Origin of the sequence: Cohnella herbarum (assembly GCF_012849095.1) — a bacterium.
GTDB lineage: Bacteria > Bacillota > Bacilli > Paenibacillales > Paenibacillaceae > Cohnella > Cohnella herbarum.
The window spans coordinates 1,635,312-1,652,984 of record NZ_CP051680.1 but is presented as its reverse complement, the minus strand read 5'-3'; the positions used below and the strand labels follow the sequence as shown (position 1 = coordinate 1,652,984).

The window sequence follows — 17,673 nt, the reverse complement described above, 5'->3', positions numbered from 1 at the left end:
AAGATTGCGCATTCAGTTGCGCTTATTCCACGGAGACATTAACGATCTGCCTAGTCGAAACGTTAAAGCGATTCCAGAGGTTGGCCGTAGCGATTCCGGCGATCAGTGTGGCCAACGCCTGTTCCTCGTAGTGTCGGACAGCCTCGGTATAAATCTCGTCCGGCACGGGATCCGTTCGGTCGCTTAGACGGGTAATCGACTCGCTGAGTCCCAGCGCCGCACGTTCGGCATCGGTGAAGTGCGGCGTTTCACGCCAGGCCGCAACGGCTAGAAGCTTCTCTACCTGTACGCCGGCCGCCATAGCGTTGCGCGAATGAAGATCAACGCATACGCTGTCTCCGTTAATCTGACTCGTCCGAAGATAAGCAAGGAAGAGCGTCCGGCTCGGAACGCCGGTTTTCTCGGCGGACTCGAACAAGGCTTTGCCTAGTGCTTGTAAGGCTTGGATCGCTTCTGGAACGATCATCGCGGGACTATTCATTCTTGATTGCATAAGTAACAACCCTTCTTTATTCTGATAGGAGCGAAGTATTCGCCCTCTTCAAAACGATGACGAAATGAACCTCTGGAATGTGACAAGTGGAAGTTATGCCGGTTAATCAGCGATTTTAATCGACATGTCACAATAGCCGGTTATCGTTCGTCAATAATGATAAAGATGAATATCAGATCGAAAAGGAATGTGGATGATGAACGGAATGGAACGGAAGGCGGAGCAGTTCGAAGTGCATCGGAATCACCTGCAGGCGGTTGCGTATCGCATGCTTGGATCATTGAGCGAGGCGGAGGACGCGGTGCAGGAAACTTGGGTAAGACTTAGCCGTTCGGATACGAGCGATGTCGTGAACCTGGGAGGATGGCTGACCACTGTAGTTTCTCGGGTGAGCCTCGATATGCTGCGTTCGCGCAAGTCGAGACGCGAGGAATCGATGGAAACGCATTTGCCCGAGACGTTCGCGACTCATAGCGATCGTAACGACCCCGAACACGAAGCGCTGCTGGCGGATTCCGTCGGTCTTGCCCTGTTGGTCGTGCTCGATAATCTGAATCCCGCGGAACGCATCGCGTTCGTGCTGCGAGATATCTTCGCAATACCTTTCAACGAAATTGCTCCTATCGTGGGGAAATCCGAAACCGCGGTCAGACAACTTGCGAGCAGGGCTCGTCGCCGGGTGCAAGGGACTGGAAAGACTGACGATGCCGGAATTGCTCTGCAGCGCGAGCTCGTCGACGCTTTCCTAGCGGCATCGCGCGTTGGCGATTTTGATGCGTTGGTAGCGGCTCTTGATCCGGATGTTGTCGTCAGAGACGATCGCCGGACAGCACAATCCAACGTAACTCGAGGCGCAAAAGCGCTGGCGATGCATATCTCTGGACGCGCGCAGGCTGCGCAGTCAGCCCTCGTGAACGGAAAGGTAGGCGCTATCGTTGCTCCTCGTGGAAAGCTGCTTTATATTCTCCAATTTACACTGATTCACGGGAAGATCGTCGAGGTCGACTTGATTTCCGAACCTTCGCGCATTAGAGAGATGAACCTGGCAGTATTGGACGTATAGGAAGGATCTCCCACATAGGTGTGTCTCCCGCATAGGTGTTGAAAATAAAAAACGGTTATGGTAAACTTCACTTACTTTAATGACGGGAGTTGAAAAGAATAATGTGATTTTTCTTGCTAATCATTATAAAACAGGAAAAGCGATCGTTTTCGCATGTTTTATTTTGTATGCAAGAAAGTTACTTATTCTTTTCGCTCAATGAATAAATCCATTTTCTAACCCCATAGCGGGTTGGATTTTCTGTATTTATTTGAGCTACAAGAAAGTAACTTTCTTGTAGCTCTTATTTTTTTAGGATGCAGGAGGATTTCTTTATGTCATTAATTAATGTCGCGAACTTAACGTTTGCCTATGAGGGCAGCTACGATAATTTGTTCGAAAAAGTTAATTTTCAATTGGACACCGATTGGAAATTAGGATTTACGGGAAGAAACGGAAGGGGGAAAACCACATTCCTCCGCTTATTGCTTGGTGATTATGAATACGGCGGGAAGATTTCCGCTAATGTCGGGTTCGAATATTTCCCATTCCATGTCGAACACATGGAAGATCATACGATTGATGTCATCAACGGCATTGTCCCGGACGTCCCTCTCTGGGAAATCATGCGCGAATTGACGTTGCTTAAGGTTTCCGAAGATGTCTTATATCGCCCGTTCGACTCTTTGTCCAACGGAGAACAGACCAAGGTACTATTAGCAGCCTTATTTCTTAAGGAAAACAGTTTTCTGTTAATCGATGAACCGACCAATCATCTTGACATTGAGGCAAGAAAACTCGTCGGTCATTATCTCAACGCCAAAAGCGGATACATCCTCGTGTCTCACGACAGATCGTTTCTTGATCGCTGCGTAGATCACATTTTATCCATCAATAAGACTAACATCGAAATCCGGAAGGGTAATTTCTCCGATTGGTGGGAAAATAAAAGGAGACAGGATCACTTCGAGCTAGCGGAGAACGAAAAGCTCAGAAAAGACATTAGACGTCTATCGGAATCCGCGAAACGAACGAGCAATTGGTCAGATGCAGTGGAAAAGACGAAATTCGGAACCTTAAATTCCGGATCCGACGTAGATAGAGGGTATATCGGCCACAAAGCCGCTAAAATGATGAAACGCTCGAAATCGATCGAGCATAGACAGCAATCCGCGATAGAAGACAAGTCTAAGCTGCTTAAGAATATTGAAAGCGCCGAGAGCTTAAAGCTTTCACAGCTTGCCTATCATAAAAATCAACTTGCCGAACTCGATCATGTTTCCATTTATTACGGCGAGAAGCAGGTATGTTCGGATATCGGTTTTATGATTGAGCAAGGGGATAGAATAGCGCTTACGGGTAGGAACGGTTCGGGAAAATCGAGCGTCATAAAACTTATTCTGGGCGAGAAAATCGATTATTCCGGTACTTTCAGGAAGGGCAGCCAACTTAAAATATCCTATGTCTCACAGATTACTTCGCATCTGCGGGGCAATTTGACGGACTACGCGAGAGATAACGGGATTGACGAAAGTCTGTTCAAATCGATCTTAAGGAAACTCGATTTTTCGAGGGTGCAATTCGAGAAGGATATGTCGGATTTTAGCGGTGGGCAGAAAAAGAAAGTATTAATCGCAAAAAGCCTTTGCGAGAAAGCCCATTTGCATATTTGGGATGAACCGCTAAATTTTATCGATGTCATCTCACGCATGCAAATTGAAGAGTTGCTGCTTGAATATAAGCCAACCTTGCTTTTTGTTGAGCATGACAGCGAATTTTGCGAAAATATTGCGACCAAGATCGTTAAGCTCTAAAGCTGCCGGACTTTATTCCAAACAAAATGACCGACAGAGTTGATCTGGCGGTCATTTTGTCTTTGATTTAGGGAAGTTAACCCGTCATGTTTTATCGATGCCATTTCTTCTTGTGATTGTAGCGGTCACGATCCCAATGATCGCCATCATCCGAACTGTCTGTATCGGGTTCGGTAATCGAAGGTTTGTCAGGCTTCGGATCCGGTTTCGTAATGTTGGTCGGCGGAGTGACCTCGACAGGTTGTTCATTCGTTGGAAGCACTCTGCGAGCCGTTACGTATGTCTTATCCCACGAACTGCCTGTGAACGTCGATATCGTAACGCCAATTCCGACTCTATAGGTGTGCAGAAGCTGGTCGTTACCGATATAGATGCTCACGTGATTGATAACTCCGTCCCGATTCGTATCCGAGAATACCAAATCTCCAGGTTGGAGCTGGTCTCTGGACACGAAAGTACCTACTTTGGATTGTTCTTTAGACGAACGGGGGATACTGACTCCGTTTTGTTTGAACACGTATTGCGTGAACGATGAGCAATCAAACGCGGTCGTTTTGTTCGATGAGGCTCCGAATTCATAAGGAACGCCCAAGAACTTCTTGCCCGTCGCAATTACGCTGTCCGCGGTTGACGTTGTTGCGGCATAGGCCGAGTTCGTATTCGCGAACATCGTTCCTGCCGAGAAAACGATCGAAAGGCTTAGCGTAGCTCCGACAAGCAACTTGCCCATATGATTTTTCTTAATGGTAGTAGTCATGATGTCGTCCTCCTTAAGATGGTTAAGATGTGTTGCTGCTTGATCACCTGAACCAACGATAACACATCTTTTTGACCCTCTATTTACCAAGAAGACAATCCGAGCATGTCCGCCATAGGTCTTCCGACGATTATGATAAAACAATGAGAAACTCCACATCGAATTCTTATTGACGTTGGCCGACTTATGTTTTCACTTCGATTTCTTGCGCGGAGCCTAAAAATTGCGCATCGATGTCATCATTACGTCAAATCATACTATTTATCGTAGTTTAATAATGTTGTAAAATAAATAAGTCACGAGATTCATATGTTACTAGAAAAGATTCGAAATGGGGAATCAATAATGAAACGAACCAAATGGCTGATCTTAACGGCCTTCGTTCTGGCAATCCTTGCTCCGACAAGCGCTTTCGCGCATACGGGTCTTAAATCCTCGACCCCCGAAAATAAACAAATCGTGGATGCGGAAGTCAATGAGATAAAAATGACCTTTAACACGGACATTGAGAAGCTGAGTAGCTTTAAGGTTGTTGACGCTCAGGGAACCGAATATGAGATCGCCGACAAATTGGTCGATAAGTCATCCATGTCCGGAGGATTGAATTCGCCATTGAAGGATGGGGAATATACCGTGGATTGGAAAATCATTGGCAAAGACGGACATCCGATTAAAGGCAGCTTCGCATTCAGCGTGCGTGTTCCGGCAACTGCAACTCCATCTGCTTCACCTTCGGCTTCGGCTTCGGCTTCGCCATCGTCATCGCCTTCAAGCTCCGAAGATCCGGTTGCCTCCGAATCCTTAAGTCCGGCTCCAAGCGAAACGAATACCTCCAATCCGTCCGCTTCGGAATCATCGCAACCGGACAGTGAATCTGATTCATCCGATAATACGTCCTTAGAAGTTAAGTCCAAAGCTTCGGATTTTCTTCTCTATGCCGCCGGGGCCGTATTCCTATTATTTGTTGCTTTGTACCTGCGCAGGAAAAAAAGATAATGAGCGGTTGAGGTATTTCTATCCAATCGGTTCATAAAAGCGGAGATGAAGATCAATATGCGGGTTTCGATCATTCGACTATTTCTTCCGGTCTTGATGTTCTTGTGTTGGGCGGGATCCGTTTCGGCGAACGGCGGTCAGCTTCCGGCAATCCGCGGTGAAGCCGCAATCTTGATCGATGCGCGAACAGGCGCCGTCGTATACGATAATAATGGCGACAAACGAATGTATCCCGCCAGTATCACGAAAATCGTGACGGGAATTCTAGCGTTGGAAGACTCGAATCTCGCCGATATCGTAAAAGTTTCCAAGGAAGCAAGAAATGAAGAGGGAACTCGCGTATTTCTAGCCGAAGGGGAAGAGGTTCCGATGGAGAAGCTCGTTTACGGACTTCTTGTTAACTCGGGGAATGACGCGGCCACAGCAATCGCGGAGCATATGGATGGTTCCAAAGAGCAATTCGCAAATCGCATGAATGCTTTCGTGAAAGAGAAGCTGGGATTAACGCAAACGAACTTCACGAACCCTCACGGGCTCCCGGATTCCAATCACTATACGACGGCAAGAGATATGGCAATTATCGCGAAATACGCAATGGAAAACGAAACCTTTCGGACCATCGTGTCCACGCGGAATAAACCGTGGGTCGGGAAAGAGTGGGTGTCGGAGCTCGTTAATCATAATAAGCTCTTGTCGAGTTACGAAGGGGCGACAGGGATTAAGAATGGGTATACGAACGCATCTGGCTTTACGTTGGTTTCTTCCGCACAGCGCGGCGACACGGAGCTAATCGGCGTGATTCTTAAGTCCTCTTCCAGCGATGAAATCTATTCGGACATGGCTGCCTTGCTAGACTACGGATTTGAACGCGTAGAAACGATTAAGATCATGGACGAAGGCGTCGAACAGAACTTTTCAGTAAACGGCGAAGAGAAGCCTTTCCATTCGAATGCTGCGATTTGGATGACCGCAGAGAAGGGGACGACACCCGCTCTCGCAGCGGATGAATCCGGAAATCTATACGTACGGAATAGCTCGCTCTATAAGCTGGATCAATCGATTGCTTCCTTAAGACCGCTATTTCTTAGCGAAGCTCCGAACTTGCTTGAAGCCGCAGCCGAGGTGGAAATCACGCCTCCTATAGATAAGAAGTCCCCATGGGCGATTATGGTTACTATTTTTTGGTTTTTACAGTTGCTATTCATGTTATTCGTCTTGTTAGCCAAAAGAAGAAAAAGGTTGACGCAAAAATTCAGATCGTAAAGGGGATAACAAAATGTCAGGCAAGAATAAGAAGGCAGGTACGACAGGTCGTAAGAAGAATCCGGGAAAAGCTATGGTGCTCTACACGACAGCTCTCGTACTCTTGCTCGTTGCTTTGTTTTTCATTAATCAAGCCAATAAGGATGGAACGCAGGATTTAACTCGGGTCGACGTGCAACCCAGCATCGCGGATCAACCCGTTATCGGGAGCGAGGACGCTAAAGTGACCTTGATCGAGTTTGGAGATTATAAATGTCCGTCATGCAAAAAATGGAGTCAAGACGTATATCCCGTTCTCAAGGCAGAATATATCGATACCGGGAAAATGAAGCTTGCATTCGTTAACACGCTGTTTCACGGCGATGAATCCGAACTCGGGGCTTTGGCCGGGGAGGCGGTGTTCTCCCAGAACAAGGACGCCTTCTGGGTGTTTAACGAAGCGATGTTTAATGCGCAGCCTTCGGCAAACCACGATGGACTCTGGATCACCGAGGAGAAAATCGCGGAACTCGCGACAACGATCACACCGCAGATAGATATTGAGAAGTTAAAGAACGACTTGAGCAACAGAACGACATTACCTCAGGTTCAAGTCGATAACGCTCTCGTCGAGAAGTATCGAATTAATCAAACGCCAACTTTGATGATCAATGGCATTACGATTGCAAATCCTTTTGATATCGAGTCGATCAAATCCGTGATCGATAAGGAGTTGGGAGTTTAAAGATGAACCCGAGAAAATCGATTGCTCCGCATTTCTTCTTATATTTTGCTTGGATCGTCTCCGTCGTTGCAACGTTAGGAAGCTTGTATTTCAGCGAAGTTCGCGGGTATATTCCCTGCGAGCTCTGTTGGTATCAACGGATATTGATGTATCCTTTAAGCATCTTACTGGGGATAGCCGCTTATTATGGCGATGTTGCGATGAAAAAGTATATTTTACCTCTGTCGATTATCGGGGGATCGATTTCCATTTATCATTATTTGCTTCAAAAAGCGCCCGGATTCGAGGGAATAAAGCCTTGCACGAACGGGGTTCCTTGTAACGTCGATTATATTGATTGGTTAGGCTTTATTACGATCCCGTTTCTAGCTTTAGTTGCGTTCGTGCTTATCACGGTTAGCATGATTTTCCTCAGGACGTCGTCGGAGAACGATTGAAGCCATTCGGATTTCCAAGGGGGCAAAACCGTTGAGAGTAAAAAAAATACACTTGAACGAAGAAGGGCTTCATCGCTTCTTCGGTTCTCTTGAAGTTAAGATTATGGAAGTGCTGTGGGAAAAAAATAAAATGACCATCAAACAAGTGCATGAAATTCTGAATCGGGAAGATCCCATCTCTCTGAACGCGGTAATGACCGTTATGATACGGTTGGCCGACAAGGAGCATTTGCTTAAGGAATCAACCGGCAACAGCAGAAACAAGATTACTTTATTCTCTCCGGTTCAGAACAGGGAACAATTCATTAGCGAACAAACGAAGGTTGTGACCGATGGACTTGTCGAAGACTTCGGATCGCTTATGGTAAGCCATCTCATCGATAATCTGGACAGGGCCGATGCAAGCTTAATCGAACGATTGGAACTTAAGCTGAACGAGTTGAAACAGAAGCCATGAAACCTACAAGGTCGAATATGCCGCGGCAACCCAAGATCGCTTTTGCCATGACGATAGGCTTGTGGAAGCAGAGAATCATACTTTCTAGCGGCTTGTGATGGCGATTGTTATTTTTATGGGCTGCATCTGAAAAAATAATGAACTTAAAGGTTTATTTTCCCATCTGTGCGAATGCACAAACCGTAAATTTATCTCAACATAGACTAACCGTGTGATGTAACATCACAATAATTAATGGTGGGTGATATCCATGGGTTGTGAAGTCGGAGGAGTAGGTGCCGGTAGTTGTGGAGGATACGGCGGCGGAATGCAAGCCGCTGCATTCGCGCTAGTACTGTTCATTTTGCTGGTCATTATCTTGCGTGCAGGCTTCTATTGAAAATGATCTTCGACGCTTAACTCAAAACCCATCATGCGCGTAGCATGATGGGTTTTGAATTGTGTTTAAGGAGGCTGCCGTTTCCTTGACAAGTATATCGTTGTGAATCTATTGTTGGAAAGGAAGGTCTAATATTATGGGTTCATAGAAGTATAAGTTATTATAAGCATAGATGACGAGATACGGAGAGATGACCTTTTGAAGAAGATGATATCCGATGTGATTATGCAACGAAAAGGCGCTCTTAAGGTCAGCGAAATCCCGGAAGAAGTAAGCGCGCTGCTTCAGAGTGGACAATTGGAGTCTGTTAATCTGACAGAATGGCTCGCAGTCAACCATATCGTACTATTGGATCATATCGTAAATGAACTTGATCTGAAGCAACAGGCTGGTTCTATGGTTGATGAGCTCCAGCAGGGAGCAGAGAAGAAAATTATGAAAATCATCCCTGCAATCGCGCAGGCATGGCTTAGTTTGATGGAGCGCTTACCGTCAGAATCGCGCGAACTCATTTTCATGAAATTATCGACGCATCTCTCGGACAGTGTTCGGTGTTGGGCTGCCTACATAGTCGGACTGGATCGGAAGCTTAGTCTTGACCAGAAATTGACGCATATTCGATCGTTTGCCGCGGATTCTCATTTTGGCGTGCGCGAGATTGCATGGATGGCCGTCAGGGAATCTATATCCAATGAGTTGGAGCTATCCATTCGTATTCTTAGTGATTGGGTACACGATGCCAACGACTATGTCCGGAGATTCGCCATCGAAGCGACTCGTCCCCATGGCGTCTGGGCTAAGCATATTTCCGCGTTGAAGAACAAACCCGGACTGGCTCTGGTTCTGCTCGAAGCCGTAAAATCAGATCCGGTCAAATACGTTCAAGATTCGGTTGGGAATTGGCTAAATGATGCCGGTAAATCGAATCCGGAGTGGGTTCAAAAGGTTTGTAAGACTTGGTCGGTTACATCGGATACTAAAGATACGAGGCGCATTATCAAACGCGCTCTGAGAAGCTTTCCACCGCCGATCCATTAATTAACACGCCAATTAGGAATGTAGAGAAGGAGGGATAATGATATGATAATCACTTATGAGTGTAATCATGAAGTCGTCCACATAGCGGAATCAGCCAACGACTTAGACGTTGAGTTCGATATCAGAATGATCAAGGAAGAGCATGGGGAACAATTGAAGCAAATTCAGCAGAAGTTCGAAGAAAACAATGTACTTACCGATGTAATGTTTTATCCCTATGCAAATCAACGATATCGAGTGATCGTCCGCCAAGATTATTATGTGGATTTTATACTTGCTCTTATGAAATACCGTTTATTGAAACGTGTCGAGTGGAAATAATTTAGATATTAGTGCACCTATATCTTCCTACAGTCTATTTTAGGGGAGGACATAGGTGCACTTTTGCATTTCTTGGAGTGAAGTTCATTTTTGTTTTACGAACACAAGACCAACCGCAATAATTCCGAGACCGACCCATGTTTTCCAATTGGGTAGTTCTTTAAGAAACAGGTAGCCCATTCCTAACGAAATCAGTACTTCCATACATTTTGCAGCAATCAGCACGAATCCGAGGTTCTGTACAGCTTTAAAACCAAATTTAATGCCGTAGCCTATGCAGAGATTCGTTATTAAAAACAGCGGGAGCATCATCACTTGAAACTTTAACGTGACCCAAAACTGAGGATCAATGTTTTTACTTTGATAGGAAAAAATAAAGTTTATTCCCGTTAGTCCTGCAAATAGGAGCGCAGTGCCATAAAAATAGTACATGTTAACCTCCGGAATACAGCATTAACGAATTGCTCATACGATACCGCGGCTGTTGCAAGCGGGGGGAATATGGCTCGTCATTAATGTTTCCTGAAGCCAACTTTTTTATCCTAGTGCAGGTTCATTTTTAGATCAGCTTTCCGGGGCGTCCCAAGAAGAAAAGCTGGCTTACGTATTTTCCCGAAATAATAAGCTAACAATGGGGATGAGGTGAATCCCGTGTCGATCTTAATCTTATTCGGCAGTTTTATAGTTCCGTTAGCTATGTTGTATGCGCAACGTAAGTGGTCGCAAGCTTCTAACGTGTTTAACATGTTGTCGCTAGTCTCTTTGCTTATCTTCGGGAATATCGCCGCAATGTCGATTGCCGGAATCATTAAGGATCGAATCGTGTTCATGACCAGTATACATGGCGTGTTTCTGAATCCGGTCTTCCTCTTGTCGGGTGCTTACTTAGGCGTGTATTTCGTGTACCGGGTTTTGTTGTTGACGATCGAAGGATTCGAGGAACAACGATATCGGATCAGATAGAGGTTGCGAATAGGCGTAATGGACTCGTATTTTCGTCGATTCTGTGCGGATGCACTGGCGGTATAATTATCCTTACATATATTAACGAGGAGATAAACAAGCACAAAGGCCGGTGAAATGATGAGCATTTCGATAGTCGGGTTAATCGTACTTGTGATTTTTATTCTCTTGGTCTTTATACTTATCGGAGCGACGGTTGCAAGCAGGAACAATCGAAGAATAGTAAAAGGGTAAGGAATCGTATGCCGGATTAAAAGCCTGAATGATGATCAGGCTTTTATTTTTTTGTATGGAATCGATAGGTTTTTGCATGGACAGTCTATCCTGCGTACGCTATTATTTTCATTAATAATGATAATCATTATTAATTAGTTGTAGGGGGATTAACTGCATGTTGGGAAGTCAAATGGGGATTCATCGTAAATCATGGATTTATTTATCGGTTCTTGTACTACTGCTGACGGTCCTAGCGGGGTGCGGCAACTCGGAATCGGATACGACAAACGGCAATACCTCGGGATCGGCTACGCCGGCGTCCACGGAAACGGCTGCGAATGCTACGGATAATCAAGCGAACACAGCCGCAACTAGGGTAGTAAAAGATGCCTACGAGGAAGTCGAAGTCCCGGAAAATCCCGAGCGAATCGTTGTGCTAGATATCGGAGCGCTCGATAATTTATTGGAATTGGGGATCAAGCCGATTGGCGCCCCTTCGATCTTGACCGCGGGAGATCCTTATCCGGCTTATCTGAAGGGAACGGACGGGATTGATAATATCGGCACGGTTAATGAACCGAATATGGAAGCAATCGATGCGCTGAAGCCGGATTTAATTATCGGCAACAAGGACGCGCATGAAGCGATTCGCGACCAGTTGAAGCAAATCGCTCCAACGGTGTTCGTAGAATCATTGGGCGTGACCTGGAAAGCCAATCTCTTGCTGCATGCAGAGACGGTGAACAAACAAGAAGCAGGCAAGAAACTGCTGGAAAACTACGAGCAGAGAATCGAAGAGCTCAAATCGAAGCTCTCCGCGAACGAGCCCATAGAAGTTTCATTATTCCGGCCAAGGGAAGATAAAATCCAGATCTACCTGAAAGGTACGTTCGCGGGAAGTATAATGACCGATGCCGGAATCACTCGCCCTGCTGCGCAAAGCGACGAAGGATTTTCCAAGGACTTAACGACGGAGCAAATAGCCGATCTCGATGGAGACGTGATGCTCTGGTTCAATAGAGAGGAGAGCGCCTTCGCGAAGCTGGAAAGCAGCGCCCTATGGGCGACCTTGGAAGGGGCTAAAAACAAGCGCGTACATCCGGTTGATTGGGAATATTGGATGAGCGGACTTGGCATTCAAGCAGTGAACAAGGTAGTCGACGATTTGAACGCATATCTTGTCGACTAGGGTTGCCCGTTCCGTAATCGCTTGATCAGAGATTGGGTCGTCCTAGCGGCGGCCCAATCTTTATTCTGTATTTATCACACTGGACATGCTGCGGAGGGAAGAACATTGAAGGTCAGATTCATAGGGTTGGCAGTCCTTCTTACTCTTGTCGTTGTGGCCGCGATCCTAAGTATCGCGTTCGGAATCGTACGAATCCCTTATCGTTCAGTGCTGGATGCGTTCTGGTCGTTCGATGGATCGCGAGATCAATTGATCATTCGCACCGTAAGATTGCCAAGAGCGCTAATAGCGGTAATGGTGGGCGGTTCTTTAGCCGTTGCCGGTTGCCTAATGCAAGCGCTGAGCAGGAACTCGCTCGCAGGTCCGGAATTGTTCGGGGTTAATTACGGGGCAGCTTTGGCGGCCGTCATCGCATCCTTCTTATTAGGGTCGACTTCCCTCACGATATTCGCATGGTCGGCTTTATTGGGAGCCGCGATTTCAGGGGCCTCCGTATTTCTGCTAGGATCGCTTGGGAGAGATCCGCTGACGCCGGTTAAGCTAGTATTGGCCGGTTCGACAATGAATCTTCTGCTCGCGTCGTTGACGCAAGGAATTCTCATATTAAACGAACAATCGTTGGATACGATGCGGTTCTGGCTTGCCGGTTCGCTAACGGGGCGGGATATTCATTTGTTGGAGCAAGTGCTTCCGTTTATGATTATCGGTTTAATAGTCGCGTTTAGCATGGGGGGGCATATGAACGTTATTAACCTTGGGGACGATATGGCCCGCGGGTTAGGTCAGCGCGTGTTTTTCATGAAAGTCGGTTGCATCATTGTCATTGTCATGCTTGCGGGAAGCGCGGTTGCCATTGCCGGGCCGATCGGTTTCGTAGGATTGGCGGTTCCGCACATTGCCCGTTTCCTCGTAGGCACCGATTATCGCTGGATTCTACCCTATGCTGCTTTGCTTGGCGCATTGCTATTGTTAGCGGCGGACATTGCCGCACGATTCGTGCATCCGGCTCAAGAAATTCCGGTGGGGGTCGTGACCGCCTTTTTCGGAGCCCCGTTCCTTATTTATTTAGTCGTGCGAAAGGGGGGGACGACATAGTTTCTCCCGCGTTTAAGAGGCAATGGTCGTGGCTCGTCCTGCTATTGATTATTTTGAATTTACTAGTGCTTACTCTAAATGTCATACTGGGAGAACGGCTTATACCGGCAATCGAAGCCATTCGGACAGCGCTCGGCATCGGTAATGAGGAATATGCGTTTACGATTCGGCAGCTTCGGCTGCCTAGAGCGCTAACCGGATTTTTGGTAGGCTGCGGATTGGCTTTATCCGGGACGATATTACAAATCATAACCCGTAATCCATTGGCTTCTCCGGGCGTTATCGGACTTAATTCAGGCGCGGCTGCGGCTGTCGTTGCCGTAATCACGCTAATTCCGTCTTTCCCAATAAGCAGATTACCTATCGTCGCGTTTCTCGGAGCGCTTATGGCTGCGGTTATCATTTACATCCTGTCATGGAGAAAAGGAAGCTCTACGGTACGAATGCTCTTGGTCGGAATAGCTATTTCGGCCATGGCCGGAGCGTTGATTACTTATCTATTGACAATCGGAGAAATATTTCAAGTTACGCAAGCTTCCATCTGGATGGCTGGTAGTTTGTACGGGAGAACTTGGATTCACTTCTGGCCGTTGCTTCCTTGGTTAGCCCTTTTGTTTCCGTTGATTCTATTGTTCGCAAGACGGCTAAATTTGTTTCAATTAGGAGACGAGTCGGTAAAAGGGTTGGGCATTCGGTTGGAGTCGACACGATTTATTCTGATCTTGATCAGCGTAGGATTAGCTGGTTCAGCTGTATCGATGGCGGGTACGATTGCATTCGTAGGGCTGATGGCCCCGCACATGGCCTTGCATCTAGTCGGCAGCTCAAGCATGAAGCGACTGCCGGTCGCGGCACTGATCGGGGGACTCTTCGTCATGTCAGCGGATTTACTAGGCAGAATCTTATTCTCGCCGTACGAGATACCCGCCGGACTGATTACCGCGGTAATTGGAGCGCCTTATATGATTTATTTGCTGCTTCGCCGCAATGTTATTTAATATGAAAAGGAATTATTCAAGATTAACGAAAGGTTGTGCGGATTGATGCCATCCCCTTTATTCGAGAACGATACGCTTTTCCTATTCTCATCTGTTCGTAAGCGTATTTTCCCGAACAAAACGGGAGTCTATTCGTATCGAATTCCCGTGCATTTATTTTGTTTTATTACCAAAGGCGAGGGAGTTGCGCTAATCGACGGGGCATTATTCAAGATCCGTCCCTTCGAGCTTTATTTGCTCGTTCCGGGCATGATTGTAGAGTTCCCGGAGCAGGGCAAGGGATATGAGTATCTCGGAGTGTTCTTCGAGCCGGTCTCTCTTGTCAAAACGAATGGAGCTCGCTCGGTGAAACAAACGTCATCGTCGACCGGTACATTGTTTCCGGGACATCTCCCGATCCGTCATCCGCAACAAGTGTTCCAACGTATTCTCCAAATGCAAGACAAGAGCAGCGGACCGCAGAAGGAAAGTCGTTTTTCGCTGCGGCTCAGATTAGAGACTTTAATCAATGAATTTATTGTCAATGCTTCGGACAAATCCGATATGAGCGATGAGCGGATCGACCGGAGCATTTCCCATATGGAGCTTCGCTACACGGAGAAAATCAGCATGGAGGAGTTGGCCGATAAAGCGAATATGGGGCCGGCCGCATACTCCCGTCAATTCCGCAAAGTTACGGGGATATCTCCCGTTGAATATTTGGGCAACATTCGGATCGATCGAGCTAAGCGATTGTTAGACCAGGATTCCAGCCGTGTTAAGGAAGTGGCCGCTGCCGTCGGATTTCGCAGCGAATTTTATTTCAGTCGAACGTTCCAGCGGATCGTTGGCGTATCTCCTACGGTATTCATGAAGCGGAGTACCTTAAAGATAGCCGTGGCATCTTCGTTAGGGTTTCAAGATCATCTAGTCCCGTTAGGCATAGATCCGGTTTGCGTGGTGGATCTATTTCACTATCCGGGATTGGCCGAGGAGCAATACGCTGAATTGTTGCAACGACAATTGGAGGAGCTGAGAACCTCCGATCCCGATCTCATCTTGGCCGATCACTATCATATGGATTTCAAGATGACGTTAAAGGAGATCGCCCATCCGGTTTTTCTTGACTTTTCGGTATGGGATTGGAAAGGGAGCTTCATGAAAATCGCCGAGCTTGTCGACCGCGAGCGCGAAGCGGAACAGACGTTAACCCGACTGGAATTGCGAATCGCGGAGGCCAAACAGCAACTGCGCCTTGCGCTGGGCGAGGAGCGCATTGCGATCATGCAAGTAAGCCACCGTGCGGTAGGCATCCAAGGCCTCTCGGGGCATCCGCTTAATGAGCTGATTTATAGCGAGCTTGCTCTTAAGTCCGGAGCCAAAGAAGCGGGATCGATGTGGAGACTGGAGATATTGCCGGAGTCCTTACCCGAGTTAGAGACGGAACATCTATTTGTCCAGAAGCACCACGTCTTGGCTGGAAGCGAGAAGATATTCGAAGAGCTAACACGCTCGCCCGCTTGGTCGGAGATACCAGCGGTTTGCAAACGCAACGTGAAGCTGATCCCGAACTGGTTCGCGATGAGTTGGACGACGAAGGGCCGATTGGCGATTATCGATTCGCTTGTGGACATGATCGTAACGCAACGGAATACCTGAAGTCGTCTTCCGCAGAGGGGAACAATAAGAGGGGGGAAATGCATGATGGCTTTCGCCATGCTACCTGAAGAAATGAACGTTCTGACACAACATTTTCGATTGACGCTCGAGCCCTCGTTGGATAGACGGATCTCAATCCCCTCCGTAAGTTTACTGGATAGAGATAAGGGGCTAGAACTGATGGATAAGGTATCCACCGTGTTCGAAACCTCATCGAAGGTTGCCGTAGTCTCGCTTTTCGCGAAGCGATATGGATTCATGTCTATCCTATCAGGACTGTATGCCATGACGATGTTCGATAAGTCTCTGAATTATTCGATTGAAAATTGTCATCTGGAATCCAGTTATCGGGATCAGGCTTGGCTTCCGAAAGTGCGCCTTATACGTTGGGATGTTTCAAGACCCGTTGAAGGCTGCCGGGAGGAATGGCGAGATCAAGTCCTCCGAACGATTTTCGCCGGGAATATAGCTAAAGTATGGCGCGCTCTGACTAAGATCGCTCCGATATCGGCATCCGTTCTATGGGAGAATGCGGCCATTTACGTGTATTGGTTGTATGAGAATAGAATCGAGGAGGGGGCGAGCGAAGCTCAGAAATCCCGAATACGCGATGACTTTCAATACTTGATTAACGAAGCCCCGGCAACTCTTTTCGGAGAAACCAGTAATCCATTTAAGAAATTCAATAGCGATAAGATCATGATTCCGACTTCCGACGTTCCCCTTCGCATTCGAAAAACTTGCTGTTATTATTATCAAACGTCGGATGAAGAATATTGTCCGACTTGTCCTAAAAGGAAGCATGAAGTGAGTTAAATTAAGTAGGAGGAACAATATGGTTCATATTAACGTGGAATTAGTAACAAGATTAATACGCGAGCAATTTCCCGAATGGTCGGATTTAGAAATCAGTCCGGTAAAATTCAGCGGGAATGATAATCGAACGTTTCATCTAGGCGACCATATGAGCGTAAGGTTACCGAGCGCAGCCTCTTATGTTCCCCAAGTGGAGAAAGAAAGAATATGGCTCCCTTTATTAAAACAACAACTTTCTTTACCCATATCCGCTCCGCTAGCCAAAGGGAATCCTAGTGCAATGTATCCTTGGCCTTGGTCCGTTAATATGTGGTTAGAAGGAGAGACGTTGACTCGGAACAATATTAATGATGTTAATCAATTTGCCCGAGACTTGGGAAAATTTTTAGTTGAATTCCAATCCATCGATGCTAGTCAAGGTCCCGCAGCCGGGGAGCATAACTTTTATCGAGGGGGACCCATTGCCGTCTATGATGAAGAGGCTAGAACCGCAATCGAAAATACGAAAGATACCTTTGATGAACACTTATTAAAAGAAATATGGGCGCTTGCGTTGGATTCTAAATGGGATAAAGATCCTGTTTGGGTCCATGGTGATATAGCGCCAGGTAATCTGTTGGTTAATGAGGGAAGGTTGTGTGCAGTCATTGATTTCGGAATATTGGGCGTAGGAGATCCCTCCTGCGATGCTGCGATGGCATGGACCTTCTTCGATAACGATAGTCGAAAGATATTCAAGGAACAATTAGGCATGGATCAAGACACCTGGAATAGAGCGCGAGGATGGGCGTTATGGAAGGCTTTAATCACATACGATGGCAATAGGAATTCAAACAGAGCAGTAGCAGAACAATCATTTAATGTCATTAATGTGATTGTGGATGATTACGAACGCTAGCTAAGCGGATAAGGCTTGTCACTTCGGTGACGGGCTTTTTTTTGTTTGCATGGCTTCATGTACGTATGCGACCCATAGGCTTTGAAATGGAGAACCATTAACTTCTGTCGGTTCATGTCGACAAGAAGCGTGATCTCAT

Annotated in this window: 20 protein-coding genes; 17 read left to right on the top strand and 3 right to left on the bottom strand. The window is 46.8% G+C overall.

The features are described 5' to 3' along the window. Window positions 1–22 precede the first annotated feature (22 nt). Window positions 23–493, bottom strand: coding sequence for a carboxymuconolactone decarboxylase family protein (locus HH215_RS07225; protein ID WP_169279282.1), 471 nt, complete (start codon window positions 491–493; stop codon window positions 23–25). A 193-nt stretch (window positions 494–686) separates the two neighbouring features. On the opposite strand from HH215_RS07225, the gene HH215_RS07220 reads away from it, so the two are divergent. Both HH215_RS07220 and HH215_RS07215 read left to right on the top strand, forming a co-directional pair. Continuing rightward, window positions 687–1,556 (top strand): sigma-70 family RNA polymerase sigma factor, encoded by an 870-nt coding sequence (locus HH215_RS07220; RefSeq protein WP_375140490.1) that lies wholly within the window; start codon window positions 687–689, stop codon window positions 1,554–1,556. A 314-nt stretch (window positions 1,557–1,870) separates the two neighbouring features. Continuing rightward, window positions 1,871–3,349, top strand: coding sequence for an Lsa family ABC-F type ribosomal protection protein (locus HH215_RS07215; protein ID WP_169279281.1), 1,479 nt, complete (start codon window positions 1,871–1,873; stop codon window positions 3,347–3,349). Between the two features lie 91 nt (window positions 3,350–3,440). On the opposite strand, the gene HH215_RS07210 is transcribed toward HH215_RS07215, so the two are convergent. Then, entirely contained in the window at window positions 3,441–4,106 is a 666-nt protein-coding gene (locus HH215_RS07210; RefSeq protein ID WP_169279280.1) for a C40 family peptidase, read from the bottom strand. 345 nt (window positions 4,107–4,451) lie between these two features. Between HH215_RS07210 and HH215_RS07205 the strand changes: the two genes are divergently transcribed. The 8 genes from HH215_RS07205 (at window position 4,452) to HH215_RS07170 (ending at window position 9,721) form a co-directional block, all read left to right on the top strand. Beyond that, entirely contained in the window at window positions 4,452–5,102 is a 651-nt protein-coding gene (locus HH215_RS07205) for a copper resistance CopC family protein (RefSeq protein WP_169279279.1), read from the top strand. Between the two features lie 57 nt (window positions 5,103–5,159). Further along, window positions 5,160–6,365 carry a D-alanyl-D-alanine carboxypeptidase family protein gene (locus tag HH215_RS07200; RefSeq protein WP_254450400.1) on the top strand — a complete coding sequence of 402 codons (1,206 nt, stop codon included), beginning with the start codon at window positions 5,160–5,162 and terminating at the stop codon, window positions 6,363–6,365. A 13-nt stretch (window positions 6,366–6,378) separates the two neighbouring features. Then, window positions 6,379–7,089 (top strand): DsbA family protein, encoded by a 711-nt coding sequence (locus HH215_RS07195; protein ID WP_169279277.1) that lies wholly within the window; start codon window positions 6,379–6,381, stop codon window positions 7,087–7,089. A gap of 2 nt (window positions 7,090–7,091) precedes the next feature. Then, window positions 7,092–7,526: a disulfide oxidoreductase gene (locus HH215_RS07190; RefSeq protein WP_169279276.1), complete on the top strand. Its 435-nt coding sequence runs from the start codon at window positions 7,092–7,094 to the stop codon at window positions 7,524–7,526. A gap of 31 nt (window positions 7,527–7,557) precedes the next feature. Next, complete coding sequence (locus tag HH215_RS07185; RefSeq protein ID WP_169279275.1) at window positions 7,558–7,983, top strand: BlaI/MecI/CopY family transcriptional regulator; 426 nt, start codon at window positions 7,558–7,560, stop codon at window positions 7,981–7,983. A gap of 250 nt (window positions 7,984–8,233) precedes the next feature. Continuing rightward, a complete protein-coding gene (locus HH215_RS07180) occupies window positions 8,234–8,362 on the top strand; it encodes a sporulation protein YjcZ (RefSeq protein WP_169279274.1) in 129 nt (42 codons plus the stop codon). 207 nt (window positions 8,363–8,569) lie between these two features. Further along, the gene (locus HH215_RS07175) at window positions 8,570–9,400 is read left to right on the top strand and encodes a DNA alkylation repair protein (RefSeq protein ID WP_254450553.1); all 831 of its coding nucleotides are present in this window, start codon (window positions 8,570–8,572) and stop codon (window positions 9,398–9,400) included. A gap of 42 nt (window positions 9,401–9,442) precedes the next feature. Continuing rightward, window positions 9,443–9,721 carry a hypothetical protein gene (locus HH215_RS07170; protein ID WP_169279273.1) on the top strand — a complete coding sequence of 93 codons (279 nt, stop codon included), beginning with the start codon at window positions 9,443–9,445 and terminating at the stop codon, window positions 9,719–9,721. Between the two features lie 84 nt (window positions 9,722–9,805). Here HH215_RS07170 and HH215_RS07165 read toward each other — a convergent pair whose 3' ends face one another. Then, window positions 9,806–10,153 (bottom strand): hypothetical protein, encoded by a 348-nt coding sequence (locus HH215_RS07165; RefSeq protein ID WP_169279272.1) that lies wholly within the window; start codon window positions 10,151–10,153, stop codon window positions 9,806–9,808. 219 nt (window positions 10,154–10,372) lie between these two features. On the opposite strand from HH215_RS07165, the gene HH215_RS07160 reads away from it, so the two are divergent. From HH215_RS07160 to HH215_RS07130, 7 genes are all read left to right on the top strand, one after another. Beyond that, window positions 10,373–10,684 (top strand): transposase, encoded by a 312-nt coding sequence (locus tag HH215_RS07160; RefSeq protein WP_169279271.1) that lies wholly within the window; start codon window positions 10,373–10,375, stop codon window positions 10,682–10,684. A 391-nt stretch (window positions 10,685–11,075) separates the two neighbouring features. After that, the gene (locus tag HH215_RS07155) at window positions 11,076–12,089 is read left to right on the top strand and encodes an ABC transporter substrate-binding protein (protein WP_169279270.1); all 1,014 of its coding nucleotides are present in this window, start codon (window positions 11,076–11,078) and stop codon (window positions 12,087–12,089) included. 69 nt (window positions 12,090–12,158) lie between these two features. Next, window positions 12,159–13,184 (top strand): FecCD family ABC transporter permease, encoded by a 1,026-nt coding sequence (locus HH215_RS07150; protein WP_169284271.1) that lies wholly within the window; start codon window positions 12,159–12,161, stop codon window positions 13,182–13,184. Window positions 13,185–13,249: 65 nt separating this feature from the next. Beyond that, complete coding sequence (locus tag HH215_RS07145; protein ID WP_254450399.1) at window positions 13,250–14,182, top strand: FecCD family ABC transporter permease; 933 nt, start codon at window positions 13,250–13,252, stop codon at window positions 14,180–14,182. A 45-nt stretch (window positions 14,183–14,227) separates the two neighbouring features. Further along, on the top strand, window positions 14,228–15,820 hold the full coding sequence (locus HH215_RS07140) for an AraC family transcriptional regulator (RefSeq protein ID WP_169279269.1): 1,593 nt from the start codon (window positions 14,228–14,230) through the stop codon (window positions 15,818–15,820). Between the two features lie 42 nt (window positions 15,821–15,862). Beyond that, complete coding sequence (locus HH215_RS07135) at window positions 15,863–16,636, top strand: (2Fe-2S)-binding protein (RefSeq protein WP_169279268.1); 774 nt, start codon at window positions 15,863–15,865, stop codon at window positions 16,634–16,636. 19 nt (window positions 16,637–16,655) lie between these two features. Next, window positions 16,656–17,534: an aminoglycoside phosphotransferase family protein gene (locus HH215_RS07130; protein WP_169279267.1), complete on the top strand. Its 879-nt coding sequence runs from the start codon at window positions 16,656–16,658 to the stop codon at window positions 17,532–17,534. Window positions 17,535–17,673 lie beyond the last annotated feature (139 nt).